Annotated in this window: 16 protein-coding genes; 3 read left to right on the top strand and 13 right to left on the bottom strand. The window is 63.4% G+C overall.

Going from position 1 to position 18,658, the window contains the following annotated elements:
- Positions 1 to 57: 57 nt before the first annotated feature.
- The 10 genes from AB3X94_RS21400 to AB3X94_RS21445 form a co-directional block, all read right to left on the bottom strand.
- Positions 58 to 732: a hypothetical protein gene (locus AB3X94_RS21400; protein ID WP_368612628.1), complete on the bottom strand. Its 675-nt coding sequence runs from the start codon at positions 730 to 732 to the stop codon at positions 58 to 60.
- A complete protein-coding gene (locus AB3X94_RS21405; RefSeq protein ID WP_368612629.1) occupies positions 729 to 3,692 on the bottom strand; it encodes a glycine cleavage T C-terminal barrel domain-containing protein in 2,964 nt (987 codons plus the stop codon). Before AB3X94_RS21405 ends, AB3X94_RS21400 begins: the two co-directional genes overlap by 4 nt.
- Positions 3,693 to 3,950 (bottom strand): sarcosine oxidase subunit delta, encoded by a 258-nt coding sequence (locus AB3X94_RS21410; protein ID WP_176110953.1) that lies wholly within the window; start codon positions 3,948 to 3,950, stop codon positions 3,693 to 3,695. It lies immediately after the preceding gene.
- Between the two features lie 13 nt (positions 3,951 to 3,963).
- Positions 3,964 to 5,151: an FAD-dependent oxidoreductase gene (locus tag AB3X94_RS21415; protein ID WP_246392237.1), complete on the bottom strand. Its 1,188-nt coding sequence runs from the start codon at positions 5,149 to 5,151 to the stop codon at positions 3,964 to 3,966.
- A 126-nt stretch (positions 5,152 to 5,277) separates the two neighbouring features.
- Positions 5,278 to 6,129: a formyltetrahydrofolate deformylase gene (gene purU / locus AB3X94_RS21420; protein ID WP_176111943.1), complete on the bottom strand. Its 852-nt coding sequence runs from the start codon at positions 6,127 to 6,129 to the stop codon at positions 5,278 to 5,280.
- Between the two features lie 490 nt (positions 6,130 to 6,619).
- Positions 6,620 to 7,264 (bottom strand): XRE family transcriptional regulator, encoded by a 645-nt coding sequence (locus tag AB3X94_RS21425; protein ID WP_176110955.1) that lies wholly within the window; start codon positions 7,262 to 7,264, stop codon positions 6,620 to 6,622.
- Between the two features lie 129 nt (positions 7,265 to 7,393).
- The gene (narL, locus tag AB3X94_RS21430) at positions 7,394 to 8,053 is read right to left on the bottom strand and encodes a two-component system response regulator NarL (RefSeq protein ID WP_368612630.1); all 660 of its coding nucleotides are present in this window, start codon (positions 8,051 to 8,053) and stop codon (positions 7,394 to 7,396) included.
- Positions 8,054 to 8,131: 78 nt separating this feature from the next.
- Positions 8,132 to 8,455, bottom strand: a complete 324-nt coding sequence (locus tag AB3X94_RS21435) for a hypothetical protein (protein WP_368612631.1) — start codon at positions 8,453 to 8,455, stop codon at positions 8,132 to 8,134.
- A 452-nt stretch (positions 8,456 to 8,907) separates the two neighbouring features.
- Positions 8,908 to 10,314, bottom strand: a complete 1,407-nt coding sequence (locus AB3X94_RS21440; RefSeq protein ID WP_368612710.1) for an MFS transporter — start codon at positions 10,312 to 10,314, stop codon at positions 8,908 to 8,910.
- Between the two features lie 67 nt (positions 10,315 to 10,381).
- Complete coding sequence (locus AB3X94_RS21445) at positions 10,382 to 11,548, bottom strand: Xaa-Pro peptidase family protein (protein WP_176110958.1); 1,167 nt, start codon at positions 11,546 to 11,548, stop codon at positions 10,382 to 10,384.
- Between the two features lie 186 nt (positions 11,549 to 11,734).
- Here AB3X94_RS21445 and AB3X94_RS21450 point away from each other — a divergent pair, with 186 nt between their 5' ends.
- On the top strand, positions 11,735 to 12,730 hold the full coding sequence (locus AB3X94_RS21450) for a LysR substrate-binding domain-containing protein (RefSeq protein ID WP_368612632.1): 996 nt from the start codon (positions 11,735 to 11,737) through the stop codon (positions 12,728 to 12,730).
- A 125-nt stretch (positions 12,731 to 12,855) separates the two neighbouring features.
- On the opposite strand, the gene AB3X94_RS21455 is transcribed toward AB3X94_RS21450, so the two are convergent.
- Genes AB3X94_RS21455 through AB3X94_RS21465 form a run of 3 tightly spaced genes read right to left on the bottom strand, consistent with a single transcriptional unit; the run spans position 12,856 to position 16,275 of the window.
- Positions 12,856 to 13,878: an XdhC family protein gene (locus AB3X94_RS21455; RefSeq protein WP_176110960.1), complete on the bottom strand. Its 1,023-nt coding sequence runs from the start codon at positions 13,876 to 13,878 to the stop codon at positions 12,856 to 12,858.
- 19 nt (positions 13,879 to 13,897) lie between these two features.
- Positions 13,898 to 15,337 carry an aldehyde dehydrogenase family protein gene (locus tag AB3X94_RS21460; RefSeq protein ID WP_176110961.1) on the bottom strand — a complete coding sequence of 480 codons (1,440 nt, stop codon included), beginning with the start codon at positions 15,335 to 15,337 and terminating at the stop codon, positions 13,898 to 13,900.
- On the bottom strand, positions 15,334 to 16,275 hold the full coding sequence (locus AB3X94_RS21465) for a LysR family transcriptional regulator (protein ID WP_368612633.1): 942 nt from the start codon (positions 16,273 to 16,275) through the stop codon (positions 15,334 to 15,336). The genes AB3X94_RS21460 and AB3X94_RS21465 overlap by 4 nt, the downstream gene beginning before the upstream one ends.
- A gap of 278 nt (positions 16,276 to 16,553) precedes the next feature.
- Here AB3X94_RS21465 and AB3X94_RS21470 point away from each other — a divergent pair, with 278 nt between their 5' ends.
- Both AB3X94_RS21470 and AB3X94_RS21475 read left to right on the top strand, forming a co-directional pair.
- Positions 16,554 to 18,047 (top strand): UbiD family decarboxylase, encoded by a 1,494-nt coding sequence (locus AB3X94_RS21470; RefSeq protein ID WP_368612634.1) that lies wholly within the window; start codon positions 16,554 to 16,556, stop codon positions 18,045 to 18,047.
- A complete protein-coding gene (locus AB3X94_RS21475; RefSeq protein WP_368612635.1) occupies positions 18,040 to 18,654 on the top strand; it encodes a UbiX family flavin prenyltransferase in 615 nt (204 codons plus the stop codon). The genes AB3X94_RS21470 and AB3X94_RS21475 overlap by 8 nt, the downstream gene beginning before the upstream one ends.
- The last annotated feature ends 4 nt before the right edge of the window (positions 18,655 to 18,658 follow it).

An 18,658-nucleotide genomic window follows, 5' to 3' on the forward strand; every position in this document is an offset into this window, starting at 1 on the left:
TCCAGGGGTTTCGGAGAACGCTGGCCCGTGTTCGCGCCCGCGTCGACCACGTGCTCACTACCGGGGCGGCGACTGATCGATATCCGTAATCGCGGCGATCCCGACCGGGCCGCCGCCAAGCTCGGCAGCGATGCCCGAGAAGGTTTCCCACAGATACAGCCCGTACGTTCCGTCGGCCCAGATCCGGTAGTAAGGCTTGCCTGCCCGGGCGCCTGGCATGACGGTGACGGCGACTCCCGCCATCGAGGTCAGCACGACTGGCCGGGCCGCCAGATCGAGCGCGCGGAAGTTGACATTGCAGGTTTGCAGCAACAACTCGTGCACCGCTTCGCCGCACAGCACGAGCGCGACATCCTGATGCAGCACGGGATACACGTGCACGGGCGTGTCGAGATGCGACATCCGCACCGAGCTGCCTTGAATGACTCCGTCTTCGATCAGATACTCGGCGAGGCCCAGCCGCAACACCACGCCACCGGCGGCGAGCGGCGCCCAGCTATTGGGCTGCGCCGGCACGGGAATGCCCTGTGCCTGTAGCCAGGCGGCCACGCCATTGCCCTTGAAGCCGGCGCGGGCAAGGTACGAAACGTCGGCAATCCCGAGCGTCTGTGCCCGTGCGCTGTCTGCGTCATCGATCTGCTCGACGACGCGCATGTCGTCGCGCACGCTCCATCGCAGGCTCGCCGGCTTGCGTGCATCGCTGACCGGGCTCATTCGAAGTGGCGCGTTCATGCGGTCTCCTTTTTCGGCGAAGCGGTTTCGGTCGTGACGCTGTCCTTCTGACGTGCGTTCTCCGGGTCGTAGAACGGTGTGGAAACGACCGTTGCGGGAACCATCCGGCCATCCGTCAAACGGAAGCTGATGCGCGTGCCGGGCTCGGCCTGGTCCGGCCGCACGAACGCGAGACCGATCGTCTTTTTCAGGGTTGCGCTCCATGCGACGCTCGTCACGCGCCCCGCAATCTCGCCGCGATCGATCACGAGATGACACTCGCGCAGCCCGGTTTCGCGTTGACCCGCGTCCAAAGCAAAGCCGACGAGGCGCTGTTTGGCCGGCGCCCTGTCGATGATCTGCAGGCTGCGCTTGCCGACGAAGAACGGCTTGTCCATCTTCACGGCCCATTCCATGCCCGCGTCGCGCGGCGTCGTCAGACCATCGGTGTCCTGGCTGACGATCACGTGGCCCTTCTCCAGCCGCAACAGACGCTGAGCTTCGACACCGAATGCACGAATGGCGTGTTCCTTGCCGGCTTCGAGAAGCGTGCGCCAGAGCGCCGCGCCGTACTCGGCGGGAATGTGGATTTCGTAGCCCCATTCGCCGACGAAGCCGACCCGCATGAGCCGTGCTGGCACGCGATGCTGATCGAGCGCGATGCCCGTCACGCGCACACCGAGATACGGAAACGCGGCGGACGACAGATCCAGATCGACGAGCCTGGCCAGCACCGCACGCGACGCCGGGCCGGCGAGATTGACCGCCGCAAACGCGCCCGTGACGTTGACGATGCCGCAATCGAGTTGCCAGATGGTGTTGAGCCGCGACAGCTCGCGATAGATGGCGGCAGCGCCCGAGGTCGTCGTCGTGAAGTAAAAGTGATCATCCGCGAGACGCGCGATCACCCCGTCGTCGATCACCACACCCGATTCGTCGCACATCACCGCATAGCGCGTCATGCCGGGCTTCAGGCCTGCGTACTTCGACACGTACACGCGTTCCAGAAATTCGGCGGCCTGCGGCCCGCGCACCTCGATCTTGCCGAGCGTGCCCACGTCGATGACGCCCACGCCATTGCGCACCGCGAGCGCCTCTTCCTCGATGCATGCCCCGCGCGCCTTGCCCGGGACCGCGTAATACTCCGGCCGCTGCCAGACCCCTGCCGCCATCCAGACTGCATTGAGCGACTGATGCTGCGCGTGCAGCGGCGTGCGCCGCTCGGGATTGAAACCACGGCCGGCGAGATGCGACATCGGCACCGGATGGAAGAACGGCCGCGCCGTGGTCGTGCCGACTTCCTGCGGCTTTTTGCCGGTGAGCCGTGCAAGGATGCGCAGGCCGTTCATGTTCGAGTGCTTGCCCTGGCTCGGCCCCATGCCGTTTGTCGAAAAGCGCTTCAACAGTTCGATGTTGTCGAAACCCTCCTGAACCGCATTCGCGAAGTCCTTCAGTTGCAGGTCCTCGTCGAAATCCACGAAGTTCTTGCCGGAATCGTGGCCCACGATCGGCCAGGGATGAGAAGGCGATTCCTGCTCCGCGAGACGCGACCCGGTCGCGCTCGCCGTCTTCACATCGCAGAAGCCGCTGTGCGCCGCCGCCTGAATGCCGGCGCGCGCGCCGTCCAGCAGCCTGCTCTCGAACGTATAGACGCCATTGACACGGCCGCACGCGAAGACACCGGGCGGCAACTGCTCCGGCACGAACTGCTCGACGTCATGGTCGAAGCGCATCTTCGTGTTGGCCTGGTACAGAAGGTTCGCCGCGGGCGCCCAGCCCACGCTCATGAGCAACGTGTCGCATTCGATCAGGCGCGTCGCGACCGTCGAGGCGCGCAAACCGTCTTCCGCCGAGAACGCGCCGACGCGTACGCCCGTCAACTGGCTGCCCTTGGCGTCCGGCACGGCCTCGACGACACAGCTCGACATCAGCACGTCGACATCCTTCGCTCTCAGAACGCGTTCGAGCTCCCGGCATTTGTGCGATGCGCGCAGGTCCACGACCGCAGCGACCGGGATGCCGCGAGCGAGCATGTCCAGTGCCGCGCGATAGCCATCGGCGTTGGCCGTGAGCACCACGGCCCGTTTCCCGGGCGCGACGCTGTAGCGATACGCGAGTCGCTGCGCCGCCGAAGCCAGCATCACACCGGGCAGGTCGTTGTTGCGAAATACTGCCGGCTGCTCGAATGCACCGCTCGCGACGATCACCGCTTTCGCGCGCATCTTCGTAATGCGGGTCGGCTCCACGAGAGGCACCCACAGGTCAGCGTAATACGCCGCCGCGAGCGTTTCCGTCATCACGCGGATGCGCGGGTGTCCAAGCGCCGCCGTCTCCAGCTCACGGGTCCGCTCGAATCGCTTCTCGTCGCCACCCAGTTGATAGCCGCCGCTGCCGCCGATGCGCGCGTTCTCGTCGACGATGACGACGTCGGCGCCCTGTTGAGCCGCAGCGAGCGCCGCCGAAAGACCCGACGGGCCCGCGCCGATCACGAGGACGTCACAGAAGCCATAGCGTTTCGGTGTGCGAATATGCGGCGCGTTGAAGTCGACGGTACCAAGGCCCGTCATCGCGCGAAACATGCGTTCCCAACGCGGAAACCAGCGCTTGCTGTGGAACGCCTTGTAGTAGAAGCCGACGGGGAGGAACGCGGCGAGCTTGCCAATGACGCGCCCTCGATCCGCGTCCACGCCGCCGAACGTGTTGACCGAATGCCAGTTGCCCTGCGTCAGGGCCGTCACATCTGCGCGCACATTCAATCTCGCGCCGTCCTGAAGCATCACGTTGACATCGTGATTGGCGAGCGAAAGCACGCCGCGTGGCCGGTGGTATTTGAAGCTGCGGCCGAGCACGTGCACGCCGGATGCCCACAGTGCGCTCGTGATCGTATCTCCTGTAAGGCCGCTATAGTGCTTGCCTTCGTACGAGAAGCCGATGTGCGTATTGCGTGTGATCCATTCGCCGCGATGAGGTGTGAGACGCATTCAGGCCTCCGCGCCGGCAAGGTAAGTACGCAGCACGAGATCTTTCGCAGTATCGCGCTCGGCAATGAACCACGTGTTGCTCGAGGTGTGGCACCACCACTCCTGCTTCACGCCCGCAGCGCCGTTGCGGCAGAACACGTAGTCGGCCCATTGCGCATCGTCCGCGACCAGCGGGTCTGGCATCGGCCGTATCTCGCCCCAGTATGTAAACTCCGACATCGGGCGCGCACCATTAACCGGACAGGTCATGATCTTCATCGTCTTCTCCAGGTCAGTGGCCAACGGATGCCGCACCCTTTTCGCCCGTCAGCGAGAAGCGGCGGAACCGGTCAAGCGAGAAACCCTCGATCAGCGGGTGGCTGGTGTCGTTCGCCACCGTGTACGACATCGTCTTGCCGCATACGGGCGTGGCCTTGAAGCCCCAGGTGCCCCATCCCGCATCGAGGTAGAAGCCCTCAACGGGAGTCTTGCCCATGATGGGCGCAAAGTCAGGCGTCATGTCGGCCATCCCCGCCCATTGCCGCATCACCTTCGCGTGCGACAGGAACGGGAACATTTCGAGCATGTGGGCAGTGAGGCCTTCCACGAAATCCAGCGTGGAGCGGGTCGAATGCAGCTCGTACGGATCGAGCGACGCACCCATCACGAGTTCCCCGCGCGCCGACTGGCTGATGTAGACATGCAGGCTGCCGGACACGAGGATCGGATCGAGCCAGGGCTTGAGCGGCTCGCTCACCATCGCCTGAAGCGGATGGATGAAGATGGGCGTGCGCACGCCTACCATGTCCGTCATGCGAGGGGTCGAGCCCGCGACGGCGCACAGCACCTTGTTCGTCGAGATGTAGCCGCGCGAGGTCTTCACCCCTTTGACCTTGCCCCCCACCACGTCGATGCCGAGCACCTCGGTTTGCTGATGAATCTCGACGCCTCGCTGATCCGCCCCGCGCCCGTAACCCCAAGCCACGGCATCATGCCGCGCGACGGCGCCTGGCGCGTGATACAGCGCTCCCATGATCGGCGCGACACCCCCGCATGAAATATCGATCATCGGCGCGGCTTTCTTGACTTCGTTCGGCCCGACGACTTCCGAATCCACCCCGTAGTGTTTGTTGACTTCCGCGCGCCAGCGCATCGTGCGCATCGCAGAATCGGTATGGGCAAGCGTGTAGTGGCCGCGCGTCGAATAGAACAGGTTGAGGTCGAAGTCCTGAGAAAGGTCCTGCCAAAGTTTCACGGACTCGTCGTAGAACTTCACGCCTTCGGGCGTCAGATAGTTCGAGCGGATGATCGTGGTGTTACGCCCGGTATTACCTCCACCGATATACCCCTTTTCCAGCACTGCTACGTTCGTAATGCCGTGCTCCTTCGCAAGGTAGTACGCCGACGCAAGACCGTGGCCTCCAGCGCCGATGATCACCACGTCATATGAACGACGCAACGTGTCGTGTCTGGTAAACATTCTCGGTTCGGGGTGTTTCTTCGAGAGAGCGAAGCGGACAAGACGCCATGGCATAACACACACTCCTTTGTGTTGCCCCGCAAGGGGGCGACTCTGCGACCTGAACAACCAAAGATGACCGAGCAACTACCGCAGGACGATGGTCTTGTTGCCGTGGACGAGCACACGATCCTCGAGGTGATAGCGTAAGCCCCGCGCCAGTACGGCCTTTTCGATATCGCGGCCAAGCCTCACGAGATCGTCTGGCCGGTCCGAATGACGCACGCGAATCACGTCCTGCTCGATGATCGGCCCCTGGTCCAGTTCTTCCGTCACGTAGTGACAGGTGGCACCCGTGAGCTTCACGCCGCGCCCGTATGCCTGGTGATAAGGCTTGGCGCCCACGAAGCTCGGCAGGAACGAGTGATGGATGTTGATGATTCGCCCCGGATAGGCCGAGCAAAGGGTCGGAGACAGAACCTGCATGTAGCGCGCGAGCACCATCGTGTCGGCGCGCGCATCGTCGAACAGGCGCTGGACTTGGTCGTACGCCTGTGCCTTGTTGTCGGGGGTGACGGGCACGTAGTGAAACGGAATGCCGTGCCACTCGACGAAGCTGCGCCACGTCTCGTGATTCGAGATCACGCACGGAATCTCGATGTCCAGCTCACCCGCCTTCCAGCGCGCGAGCAGATCGTAGAGACAGTGTTCGAGCTTCGATACGAGTATCACGACCCGCTTCTTGACCGAGTTGTCGGAGATCTTCCAGTCCATCGCATACTCGCGAGCGATGTTGGCAAAGCGCTCGCGAAACGCGTTGATGCCGAATGGCAGCGACTCCGCTGCAATCTCATGACGCATGAAAAAGCGCTTTTCGATCTCGTCCGCGTGATGAGTGGCCTCGGTGATCCACGCGTGATGTTCGGCCAGGAACGTGCTTACAGCGGAAACGATCCCGATGCGGTCGGGACACGAAAGGGTAAGCGTGAAGCGGTGCATGGAGGAGGACATGGTGCGCATCGAACCGAAGTGGAGAGTCGTTGAGCACAACAGTAGCCAGATAAAACGCCACCGTCAACGTGAATCAACTTTTTTTCTTGTCAGGAAACACCCGTACGACTTTTCTACCCATGGGGGAGTATCGCGATGCATGTAATCCCACCGCCCAGAAAATCGCTCCCGTCTACCCCAAAAATGCTCTGCAATCCCCACCCGGAGTCCGAGGTACATCTATGCTCGCGACACGTATCTGTCGAAAGCTTGCCTTTTGAATAGCGTGAATGCGAAGAGCGGGATGAGTGCGCACCCCCGACAGGCAGGTGCGGATTTGCGCGAGGCGTCGAACTTGTGGATGTGCGCTCGGTCGACGCAGCGCTCAATCGCTGTCAGTTCGACTGTGCGCTAGTTGATGCCGTGGCGCGCGAAAGGCAGTCGTCCCGCCGGCGCGCCAGTTCGTGGAAGGTCGTGATGCCAGAACGCAGGTGAAATGCTATTCACTCACGTCGGGCGAGTGCCCGTAGATGATGACGGTAATGAAGCGGATGGGCAATTTGATTAGTCGTTCGGGGCCATGCGCAACCGAACCTTGAAAGGTCAGTGCGTCGCCGGGCTGCAGCAGATAACTGCGATTGCCATGGCGATATTCCATTTTTCCCTGCAGCATATAGATGAACTCGGTGCCGGGGTGCTCGAAAGTCGGAAATACCTCGGCTTCGTCGTCCAGCGTGATGAGGAACGGTTCGAACAGCTTGACGGGCCCCTGGTCATAGGCGAGCAGATGATACGTGTGCCCTTTGGTGGTACCGCGCCGCACTACCTCCATTCCAGTGCCCGACTTCACGTGCTGCGCATTCCCCTGGCGATGCTCGAAGTTCTTGAATAGCGCGGAAATCGATATGCCCAGTGCGCGCGCAAGGCTCACGATAGAGTCCAGGCTGGTCGACACCTGCCCGTTCTCGATCTTCGACACCATGCTGCGCGACAGACCGCTTTGCTCCGCGAGGTCGGCAATCGTCAGTCCCTGATTCGTCCGGTGCTCCTTGACGACCTTCCCAAGGAATGCCTCGATCGACCTCCCGTCGCCAGTCTCATCAGACTCACTGGCAAACAACTCGGAATCTTTTTCGCTTTTCATCGCTCGGCTCTACACGTGACTATCGACAACCGGATGCGGAGACCCATGCGTAACGGCCCGCACTCGCATAGTACCAGCGGCTGGCGAAGGAAGGACGAGTTCTTTCCGTCTGGCTATCGACGTGCGATGTCAGCCGCGGGACAGATTGCGGCGCGCATGGTGCTCCTGGTGCCAGACGACGGCCTCAACCCTCGAATGCAGATCGAGCTTGTGCAACAGGTGCTTGACGTGCACCTTGACGGTTCCCACGCTGATATCGAGCTTGCGCGCTATTTCCTTGTTGCATAGGCCTTTTACCAGATATTCCAGGACTTCGTACTCGCGTGGCGAGAGGCCCGTCCCGTTGACGTGAGGAGGCTGTCTGGCGGACAAAGCATCAAACAGCTTGCCCGTCACCGCTTCGCTGAGCACGGACGTGCCCTGCAGCGCTTTCTGGAGGCAAAGGCACAACTGCTCGGGCTCCATGTCCTTCAGTAGATACCCGCTTGCGCCAGCGCGAAAAGCTGCGATGACATCGCGCTCGCTGTCCGATACGGTCAGTATCAAAAAGCGGGCTTGTACGCCATGTTGCCGTAGCGACTCTAGCGTTTCGATTCCACTCATATCCGGCATGCTCAGATCGACCAGGACAAGATCGGGCTTGAGCTGAATCGCAAGTTCAACGCCTGCACGGCCGGACGAGGCTTCCCCGACGACTCGAAACGCCTGATTCATCTGAATGAGCTGCGCAACACTCTTGCGAAAGAGCGCATGATCGTCGATTAGCAGTACGGTATAGACGGGGTCCATTCCCACTCCTCATGCTTGACCAGCTTGGGCCGGGATTCAGCCACTTGTCACAACTCGATCATCACCCTTGCAGCGAAATCAATCTGCGCGGCTGTGTGAAATCCTCATCACCCCGCGTGCGATCCCCATCCGGTCAGCCAATTGCCGTACCGAGTTTGTGAACTGACTCGCACCTAGTGCGTAGATCCGCAGACCAACGTGCACCGTGTGCATCGAGTGCTCGAGCGCCCACAAGAGGTCCGCTTCCTCGGAGAACCACCGGGCAACGGCGGTCGGCAACACGTGTGCTGCACCGGTGCCGGCCTGCGCCATCAATGGGTCCACCGTCCAAACTTCGATCCGCGAAAGATCCGCCAACGCGGCGAACGCATTCGCGCAATCTTCCAGAGCCGCTTCCGACATGACGAACCAGTGTTCGGTGCCGTTCGGATCCGCTGGAAAAAGAACTCATCGCGGCTTCTCCAGATTAGCCTTCTGACGTCCGAAACAGGATCCTGGAGATTCAAGGCTATATCAATGCCCAGTGCGAGGTAGTCCTGGGAGAAGGTCCTTGAAGGGGCCGCAAACGGTCGCCACCCCCAGATAGCGTCTCAACGATGGGGTACGTGGATGCGCTCCTGTCTTGCCGTGGCGCCTGGCCCCTGCTGGGGCTGCCTACCCCCTGGAGGTATTACTAGAATGAAGTTGCCATATCTAGCACCTGAACTGACACTATGGGCCAATGGAATTCAAGCAAAGATCTGGTCGTGCCGGTGTCATCGCGCTTCTTCGAACGCCGCCCCCTCGCCTGGCTCCCGCTCCAGCACCGAAAACGACCAGGTCCTGGACGGCACGGCAACCGGATCGATTTGCACTCACCGCGCCAGAGGATGCGGCGAGTGCGCGGACGCTCGCGCGCCCGGCGCCACGGCCGCCTCATCTCCCGGCTCCGCGGACAGATCGCGCTTGAAAGTCTCTGCGAGGAAAAACGCGCACACGAGGCTCAGCAATCCTGTCACCGCGATATAGATCGAAATGGGCAACGTGTGGCCAAACGTCGCGAACAGATAGGTGGCGATCAATGGCGTCGGTCCCGACGTGATGATGCCGGCGATCTGATACGGCAGCGAAGCACCTGTATAACGCACCCGGGTCCCGAACAGTTCCGCGAACCACGTCGATTGCACGCCGTACACCGACGCCTGGCTCAACGCGATGCCGCAGACGTACGCCACGAAAATCAAAGTCGGATTGCGTGTCTCGAGCAACGGGAAGAACGCGAATCCATAGATTGCCACGAATACCGCGCCGAGCATGAAGACGGTCCGGCGTCCAATCGCGTCCGACAGCTTGCCGAACAGCGGCAGCGTGAACAGCGCAACCCCGCAGCCCACAATGATGGCGTTCAGCAGCAGTCCGCGCGACAAGCCGAGCCGCGTCGTTCCGTACACCAGCACGAACACGTTGATCACGTTGAAGGTGATGTCGACCGCGAAGCGCGTGCCGATCGTCAGCACGAGGTCTTTCGGATGCCGGCGCAGCAATTCGATCAGCGGCGCTTTCACGACCTGCCTGCTCGCCTTGATCTGTTCGAATACCGGCGACTCCATGACGCGCAGGCGGATGAACAGGCCGATCGCGATCAGCGCGACGCTCAGCAGGAACGGCAGGCGCCATCCCCAAGAGTAGAACGCCTCCGACGGCAGACTCGAGACGGCTTTGAACACGGCGGTCGAGAGCATCAATCCGAGCGGCACGCCCAATTGCGGGAACGCGCCGAAGAAACCACGTTTTCTGGCCGGTGCCGTTTCGACCACCATCAGCACCGCGCCGCCCCATTCGCCGCCGACGCCGAGCCCTTGCAGGAAGCGCATCGCGACCAGCAGCATCGGCGCCCAGACGCCGATCGAGGCGTAAGTCGGCAGCAGGCCGATCACGAAGGTGCCGACGCCCATGATCGTCAGCGTCGCGACGAGCGTCGCCTTACGTCCGATGCGATCGCCGAAGTGCCCGAAAAACACGGCGCCGAAGGGCCGGGCGAGATAGCCGACCGCAAAACTTCCGAACGCCGCGATGGTGCCGACCATCGGATCGAACGAGGGAAAGAACAGCTTGGCGAAGACCAGCGCCGAAGCGGTGGCATAGAGAAAAAAGTCGTACCACCGATAGCGGTCCCGACCACCGAGGCGACCAGCACACGGTTGACGGCCGACCGACCGATAACCGGCGCGTTGCCGGATGAAATGGGCGATGTTTTCACGTCTCCTCCCTTCTCTGGGAATCTATGTTTTGAACTGCTGCGTGTCGGCGGCGCAGGGCCGCCCGCACGTTACGATCAGTTCACTGTGCTCACCAGTGCAGTTCCATCGGGAAATGGTCGAGCGTTTCGACGCCGCCCGAGGTCAACCGCACGATACGTTCCGTGCGCAGGCCGCCGACGTTCGGCACCGTGATCGTCGCCTTCAGCGTAAAGACCATGTTTTCCTGCAGCACGGTCCTGTTGCCCGGCCCGATCCACGGCGCTTCTTCTTCCGGGTCCATGCCGGTGCCGTGACCGGTGCCATGGCCGCGCGCTTCGCTCGAGTATTGCTCGTAGTTCGACTTCACCAGCGCCTGCTGGATCACCGCGTTCAACTCCATGGCCGCCATGCCGGGACGCGCGGCGGCCAGCCCCGCTTCGACCGCGCGCGCCGCTGCCGCGACGATCGCCATCTTCTCTGGATTCGCCGGACCGTAGGTAAAACCGCGTCCGCCGTCGGCCACGTACCCACGATAACGCGCACCGATGTCGGTCATGATGAGGTCGCCCGGTTGCAGGATGCGGTCGGTGGGGCGCGCCAGGTTATACGCCGAGCGCGGACCGGATTGCACCATCGAATCGAACGCGGTCCGGTCCGCGCCTCCCGCGAGCATCGCGCGGTCGGCGATCAAAGCGAGTTCGCGCTCGGTGTAGGGACGGCCGTCGGCGAGCGCGTCGCGAATCGCGGCCATCGCCGAATCGGTCAAGGCCGCGGCTTTGCGCATCAGCGCGACCTCGGGCTCGCTCTTGATCGCCTTGATTTCGGCCAGCACCATCGTCGGTTCGAGCTTCAGTTCGCCGAGACCGGCGTTCAGGCGCTGCAACAGGTCCGCGGGGATATAGGCGGCGCCAGCGAGGCCGACCGTGCCGCTGCGGTGCCGCGCAGAAAAGGCCTGCACCTGTTGCGTGACTTCACGCAGACTGCGCACCTCGAAGGCGGTCACGCTCGTCGCGTAATCGAAGCATTGATCCGACACGAACAGCACGGGGTCGCCGTCCACCGGCAGCAGCAGGATCGCATTGGCAATGTCCGAGACGCCGTCGAGCGGGCGGAACTCGGTGAAGTAGCCGATGTTCGCGCCACGCCAGCAATCGCCGAATGCAAGCAGGCCGACCAGGCCCGCCTTGTCGAGCGCGCTGCGGACCTTGGCGACGCGGCCGAGGAACTCGTCGGTGGTGATGCCTTCCGGCGGGATGTCTGCAGTACGGATGTTCATTAGCTCTTCGCCTCCTGTGCGGCTGCATGCGCGGATGCTGGACGCAGCCGGTCTCGATGCCCATGATGGGAAACCGCCCGCCTTGAAATGCAGGGCGACTGCTGCATAGTAGGATTGTTCGATATGCTTTTATAATGAAAAATAACGCAAGATCTATATCAATACGGAATACATGGAGGCGGCATCGTGAGCTCGGCACTTCATCCGGACAGCGGCGCGGGGGTCATCGCGCCGGGCCGCTTCGATCCCACGCGCCTGAAGACGCGCCAATTGGCCCTGATCGTTCAGCTCGACACCCATCGCTCGGTATTGCGCGCGGCGGACGCCGCGCACATGACCCAACCCGGGGCGACCAAGTTGCTGCGGGAACTGGAAGAGACGATGGGTGTGCCATTGTTCGAACGGCATCCGCGCGGTGTCGAGCCCACCTGGTACGGCGAGGTGCTGATCCGCCATGCGCGCAGCGTGCTGGCGGAGCTGCAGCACGCGTACGACGAAGTGTCCGCGCTCAAAGCCGGCCTGACTGGGCAGGCGATGATCGGCACCGAGGTCACGGCGGCCACCAACCTCGTGCCGCAGGCCGTGGCGCTACTCAAGAAGCGCTTTCCGCAGATTCGCGTCAACATCGAGATGGAGTTCAGCGAGGTGCTGGTGCAGCGTTTGCAGGAAGGCAAGCTGGATATGATCGTCGCGCGAATCCGCAATCCGGACGATCTGGCGGAACTGCACTACGCCCCGCTCGCAGAAGCTCAGCACGCGCTGTTCGCGCGCGTTGGCCATCCGCTCGCCAGGCGTAAGGCTCTCAGTTGGAACGAACTGGCGCCGCAAACGTGGATCCTGCCGCCGAAGGGCAACGTGATGCGTAATCAGTTCACACAACTTTTTCTCGAACGGCAGCTCGCGTTGCCAACGGATGTGGTCGAGAGCTCATCGCTGCCTGTCATCACGAGTCTGCTGCAGATCAGCGATATGATCGCGCCGCTTGCGCGCGAGCCGGTGCGCCCGTATTGCATTGCCGGCGCGCTCGAACCGCTGCCGTTCGAGCTCGATCTGAAGCTCGGGCCGGCGGGCATCGTCACACGGCGCGGAGACAGGCTCTCACCGGGTGCGCGGGCGATGCTGCAAGCGCTGCGCGAGGCCGCCGGATTCGATACCGGAACCCCCGACGCCGACAACGACTGACTTACCTGGACGGGACTCAGCGCAGGCCGTCCACGGCGAAGGTGCGCGTGGCGGTCGATTTCCTGCGCCAGCAGTTGAGCGATGGACCGCTCGCCTTACGGCACCTGTGGTGAAATCGGTTCCGCTCACAAGGCGTCACAGCCCACCGCGTTGCCCGCCATCTCCCGGACCGCCTTGGCGCCTTCGACCCGCAGCAGTTCCGGCAACGACACGCCGTTTTTCGCGGCCGTCAATTCGGCCAGTATCGACAGGGCGATCTCCGGCGGCGTCCGGCTGCCGATGTAGATGCCCACCGGCCCGTGCAGGCGCGCGAGTTCTTCATCGGTGAGATCGAACTCCTTCAAGCGCTTGCGCCGCGCCGCGTTATTGCGACGCGAACCGAGCGCACCCACGTAGAACGCAGGCGTTTTCAGCGCTTCCATCAGCGCGAGATCGTCGAGCTTCGGATCGTGCGTCAGCGCGATCACCGCAGAGCGTTCGTCGAGCTTCATGTCCATCACGGTGTCGTCGGGCATGGCGCGAACGAGGGTCGTGCCGGGCACGTTCCACTCGTCCGTATATTCCTCGCGCGGATCGCATACCGTGACCTGATAATCGAGCCCCACCGCGATGCGGCACAGATAGCGCGACAACTGTCCCGCGCCGATCACCAGCATCCGGTAACGGGGCCCATGGATGCTCAGCAGCGTCGTCCCGTCGAACAGAAGACCGTCCGTCGCCTGCGCGGGTTCGAGGCGCGCAGCCCCCGTCGCCATGTCGAGCGTGCGCGCGACGAGCCTGCCTGCCTCCACCGCTGCACACAGCCCGGCGATATCGCTCGCGAGCGTCAACGGCTCCAGCACGAGCTGAATGGTGCCGCCGCAAGGCAGGCCGAAGCGATGCGCCTCCTGCGCGCTGACGCCGTACTTCAGCACCTGCGGACTTTCCTGTTCGATGCCTCGCTGCCGCACGCGATCGATCAGATCGTCTTCGATGCATCCGCCCGACACCGACCCGACCACCTGCCCGTCGGCGCGCACCGCGAGCATCGCGCCCACGGGACGCGGCGACGATCCCCACGTCTTCACGACCGTCACCAGCAGCACGCGATGCCCGTCTGCCAGCCATCGCGCGCTGCTTTTCAGGACTTCGAGATCCACGCTATCCATTGACTCGCCTCCCTGCCGTTCACCGCAACGGCGCGATACCTTCCGCCACGCCGGCCGGCATGCAGATGTGCTTCAACTCGGTGAAGTCCGCCAGCGCATCGTAGCCGTGCAGCCGACCCAGTCCGCTTTGGCGATACCCGCCCGTTTCGGCTTCGGCGAAAAGCTTGTTGTGGTCGTTGATCCACACCGTGCCGTTGCGCAGCGCACGCGCGACGCGCAATGCGCGCGCTCCGTCGTGCGTCCATACGCTCGCCGAGAGACCGAAGACCGTGTCGTTGGCTTTCTCGATCGCTTCCATTTCGTTCTCAAAGACCTCCAGCGTGACGAACGGGCCAAATATCTCGTCCTGGCAAAAGAACGCCTTCGGATCGTCATGCTCGACGAGCGTCGGCGACAGAAACGCGTGCCCCGAGCAAGTGCCTCGCAGCAGCACACGCTCGGCCGTTCCGCACGCGCGCTCGATCGTCCGTGCCACCGCATCGCGCGTCGTGCCGTCGATGAGCGCGCCGATATCCGTCGCCGGATCGATGCCCGGTCCAACGCGCAGCGACGCAAGCGCCGACGCGAGGTGCTCGCGCATCTCCGCGGCGCGCGACGCATGAACCAGCACCCGGCGCGCCGCCGTGCATTGCTGCCCGGAGATGATCGTCGCGGCGCGCGCGAGACGCGGCGCTATCGCCGCAATGTCGGCATCGTCGAAGACGACGCAGCATGACTTGCCGCCAAGTTCGAGCGACAGCTTCTTCATGCTGTCGGCAGCGGCCGCCATGATCTTCTTGCCCGTCGCCGTCGATCCCGTGAAGCTCACCACGTCGACGCCGTGCGAATCGACGAGCCGCTGGCTGGCCGCGTATCCGCGTTCGTTGACGAGGTTCACCGCGCCTTCAGGCAACGCCGTGTGTTCGAAGCAGCGCAACATCGCGGCCGTGAGCAGCGACGTTTGCGCCGCCGGTTTGACGATCGCCGTGCAGCCGGCCGCGAGAGCGGGCGCGAGCGAGCGCACGAGCAGCACGGCGGGCGCGTTCCAAGGCACGATGATCGCCGCGACGCCGGCCGCTTCGCGCAGCATCGTCGATATCGTGCCCGGTTCCGGTTCGAGCACGTGCCCGGCAATATGGCGCGCGAGCCCCGCGTAATAGCGCACCTCCGATATCGCGCCGGCAATCTCGCCGCGCGATTGCGCGATCGCCTTGCCGTTTTCGCGCGTGAGCAGCGTCGCGAGCATGTCGCGTTCGGCTTCGAGCGCCGAAGCCCAGCCGAGCAGCACGTCCTGGCGCAAGCGCGCGTCTTGCGCCCATGTCGTGCGATCGAACGCGTGGCGAGCGGCGGCGATGGCGGCATCGGCTTCGCTCGATCCGCCGTCGGCGAAGCGGCCGATGGCCTCGCCCGTCGCGGGATCGATGCTGTCGATGTTGGGCGTGCCGGTCCATTCGCCGGCAATCCAGTGTCGTGCGTTCATGAAGATCGTTCCTTGATGGTGTGTGAGGGCTCGTCGCCCGACAGGCTCGACGCGCGGTGCAACTCGTCGCCGATGATCTCGATCAGTGCTTCCGCCGCCGCGCTCAACGGGCGGCGCGGATGATTCACGCAGACGATGTGCCGAACGATGCGAGGCGCCAGAATCGGGTACGCGCGCAACGTGCCATGCCGCGCGGCGCGCTCGACGACGATGCGCGGCAAAATCGTCGCAAAGCGCGTGTGCTCGACGAGCTTGAGAATCGTCGAAAGCACGTCGATCTCGAAGCGCGGCGCGAGCAGCACGTCCTCGTGTTGCGCGGCGCTGTCGAGCACGCCTCGCAGGCCGTGACGTTTGGTGGGCAGCACGAGTTCCAGTTCGGGCAATTGCGCGAGTTCGATTGCATGCGGCAAGTCGGGGCCATGCGCGGCGCTGGTGGCTAGCACCATCTCTTCGTCGAGCAGCGGGCGCGAGTCGAGCGACAAGCGCGCGCGCGGCTTGTTGATGAGGGCGGCATCGAGCTGCCCGCCCGCCACCCAGTCGATGAAGGTCGCACTGTAGCCATCGGCGACGGTGACTTCGACATCGGGGTAACGCGCGTGAAAGCGCGACAGCGAATCCGCGAGCACGCTTTCCGTCACCGATGCGATCAGCCCGATGCCGACATGCCCCGTCACCACTTCATCGCGCTGCACGAGTTGCTGCCGTGCGTGGGCAAGGTCACGCACGATCGGTAAAAACAGGCGGTACATCAGCCGTCCCGCGGCGGTCGGCGCCATGCCGTGCGCGCCGCGCTCGAACAGCTGTTGATGCAGTTCGTCCTCGAGCTTGGCGATCTGCATGCTCAAGGCCGGTTGCACGACGTTCAGCCGCTTCGCGGCACGGGTGACCGAGCCGTCCTCGAATAGTGCGATGAAATACTGGATTTGCTTGAGGTCCATGTTCCCTCTGGGCATCAGCGATGCTAATGGGGCGCGGTGACATCATCACCCTGCGTTCATCGACGATGCAGGGCCCCTTTTGGTAGTGCGCCCTTCGGTACGGGCGTGCGTGAGCGGTCTATTGATACGTAACTGTAAGACCGCTGTCATCCGGGCTAACACCGATATAACGACGAATGATTCATCGCATCAGTAAACGGTATTAGATGTTATGGCGCGATCTCGCTACGCTTCATCCCATGCGCTTGCTACGGTAGCGCGCACAGATGGAGACGCTAATGAACACACGCGATGCCGCAACGCACGGCAATCCCTCATTCACCTGGGCACGAGATCACGCCGACACCGGCTCGCTGTCGCTGCGCGACTGGCTCGCGCATCTCGCGAAAACCGGCCGGGTCGCGACGATCGACAAGCCCGTCGCGCTCGAGCACGAACTCGCCGCCATTGCAAAGCGCCTCGACGGCGAACAGGCTGCGTTTTTCACGCAGCCGCGCGGACATGCGATTCCCGTCGTGAGCGGCTTCATGTCGAAGCGCGCGTGGATCGCGGAAGCGATGGGCGTCGATGAATCGGCGTTGCTCGCGCGTTTTTCCGCTGCGGCCGCGGCGCCGCTCGCATCGAAACTGATTCAACGTGAAGACGCTCCCTGTCAGCAAGTGGTGCATACGAGCGGCATCGATCTTCACGCGCTGCTGCCCATTCCCACGCACAGCGAACACGACAACGGCCCGTACATCACCGCCGGTCTCGTGATCGCGCGCAATCCGCGCACCGGCGTGCAGAACGTCTCGATCAACCGCATTCAGGTGCACGGCCCGGATCGCATGGCGATTCTGCTGCTGCCGCGTCATCTCTACGCATTCCAGCGCGACGCGGAAGCCGCGGGCGATGCGCTCGACGTCGCCATCGCGATCGGCGTCGATCCGCTGACGATGCTCGCGTCGCAAGCGATCACGCCGATCGATCACGACGAGCTCGAAATCGCGGGCGCGCTGCACGGTGCGCCGCTGCCGGTCGCGCGATGCGTGACGAACGGCGTGCACGTGCCGGCGTTCGCGGAGATCGTCATCGAAGGGCGCATTCTGCCGAACGTGCGCGAGCCGGAAGGTCCGTTCGGCGAATTTCCGAAGTACTACAGCGCGAAGGAAGCACGGGAAGTCATCGAAGTGACGGCCGTCACGCATCGGCGCGATCCGATCTTTCATACGATCGTGCCCGCCGAAATGGAGCATCTGCTGCTCGGCGCGATTCCGCGCGAAGCCACGTTGCTCGCGCATCTTCAGCGCAGCCATCCCGCCGTGAAGGACGTGCATCTGTCGGTGGGCGGCGTGTGCCGCTATCACCTGTGGGTGCAATTCGACAAGAAGCGCGAAGGCGAAGCGAAGAACGTCATTCTGTGCGCGTTCGGCGCGCATTACGACATCAAGCAGGTCGTCGTCGTCGATACCGATGTGAACGTGCACGATCCCGCCGAAATCGAATGGGCCATCGCGACGCGCTTCCAGGCAGACCGCGATCTCGTCGTGATAGCAGGCGCGCAAGGCTCGCCGCTCGATCCGTCGACGACGGTCGGTCAGCCCGACGATGCGCCGTCGCATCTGCAAGGCGTCAGCGCGAAGATGGGTCTCGATGCGACGCGCCCCGTCGTCTACCCCGCGCATGTGTTCACCCGCGTGCGCATACCGGGGCAGGACACGGTCGATCTGCAAGCACTCGTCGCCGCCGACAACAGCGCGTTCGACGCCTATCTGTCACGCGATCATGGCTGAACGAAAGAAACGCATCGTCGTCGGCATTTCGGGCGCAAGCGGCGCGGTGATCGGCGTGCGCTTGCTCGCCGCCCTGCGCCGGCTCGGCATGCACGAGACGCATCTCATCGTGTCGTCGTCGGGCGCGGTGACGGCCGCCCAGGAACTCGGCCTCGCGCGCGGTGATCTCGAAGCCGCTGCCGATGTCGTGCACAACGTGCGTGATATCGGCGCGGCCGTGGCGAGCGGATCGTTTCTGACCGAAGGCATGGTGATCGCGCCATGCTCGATGAAAACGCTCGCGGGCGTCGCGAACGGCTTCGCGGACAACCTGCTGACGCGCGCCGCCGATGTGATGCTCAAGGAGCGCCGCCGCCTCGTGCTGGTCGCGCGCGAAACCCCGCTCAATCTCGCGCATCTGCGCAACATGACGCTCGCCACGCAAATGGGCGCGATCGTGATGCCGCCGGTGCCCGCGTTCTACGCGCATCCGCAGACTATCGACGACGTGGTCGACCACACTGTCGGGCGCATTCTCGATCTGTTCGAGATCGAGCACGACGAGATTGCGCGCCGCTGGAGCGGTCTAGCCGATGAATTCGGCGGCCGCGCCGCACGTGAGGAGTAAGGTC

Origin of the sequence: Paraburkholderia sp. BR10923, assembly GCF_040948765.1 — a bacterium.
Taxonomy (GTDB): domain Bacteria; phylum Pseudomonadota; class Gammaproteobacteria; order Burkholderiales; family Burkholderiaceae; genus Paraburkholderia; species Paraburkholderia youngii.

Excerpts from the sequence above, each read along its gene's own strand:
- AB3X94_RS21425 (WP_176110955.1), bottom strand. The coding sequence starts at position 7,264 with ATGAAAAGCGAAAAAGATTCCGAGTTGTTTGCCAGTGAGTCTGATGAG.
- AB3X94_RS21445 (WP_176110958.1), bottom strand. The coding sequence starts at position 11,548 with ATGAACATCCGTACTGCAGACATCCCGCCGGAAGGCATCACCACCGAC.
- AB3X94_RS21455 (WP_176110960.1), bottom strand. The coding sequence starts at position 13,878 with ATGGATAGCGTGGATCTCGAAGTCCTGAAAAGCAGCGCGCGATGGCTG.
- AB3X94_RS21405 (WP_368612629.1), bottom strand. The coding sequence starts at position 3,692 with ATGCGTCTCACACCTCATCGCGGCGAATGGATCACACGCAATACGCAC.
- purU (WP_176111943.1), bottom strand. The coding sequence starts at position 6,129 with ATGCACCGCTTCACGCTTACCCTTTCGTGTCCCGACCGCATCGGGATC.
- narL (WP_368612630.1), bottom strand. The coding sequence starts at position 8,053 with ATGGACCCCGTCTATACCGTACTGCTAATCGACGATCATGCGCTCTTT.
- AB3X94_RS21465 (WP_368612633.1), bottom strand. The coding sequence starts at position 16,275 with ATGGACCTCAAGCAAATCCAGTATTTCATCGCACTATTCGAGGACGGC.
- AB3X94_RS21435 (WP_368612631.1), bottom strand. The coding sequence starts at position 8,455 with ATGTCGGAAGCGGCTCTGGAAGATTGCGCGAATGCGTTCGCCGCGTTG.
- AB3X94_RS21415 (WP_246392237.1), bottom strand. The coding sequence starts at position 5,151 with ATGTTTACCAGACACGACACGTTGCGTCGTTCATATGACGTGGTGATC.
- AB3X94_RS21460 (WP_176110961.1), bottom strand. The coding sequence starts at position 15,337 with ATGAACGCACGACACTGGATTGCCGGCGAATGGACCGGCACGCCCAAC.
- AB3X94_RS21475 (WP_368612635.1), top strand. The coding sequence starts at position 18,040 with ATGGCTGAACGAAAGAAACGCATCGTCGTCGGCATTTCGGGCGCAAGC.
- AB3X94_RS21400 (WP_368612628.1), bottom strand. The coding sequence starts at position 732 with ATGAACGCGCCACTTCGAATGAGCCCGGTCAGCGATGCACGCAAGCCG.
- AB3X94_RS21470 (WP_368612634.1), top strand. The coding sequence starts at position 16,554 with ATGAACACACGCGATGCCGCAACGCACGGCAATCCCTCATTCACCTGG.
- AB3X94_RS21410 (WP_176110953.1), bottom strand. The coding sequence starts at position 3,950 with ATGAAGATCATGACCTGTCCGGTTAATGGTGCGCGCCCGATGTCGGAG.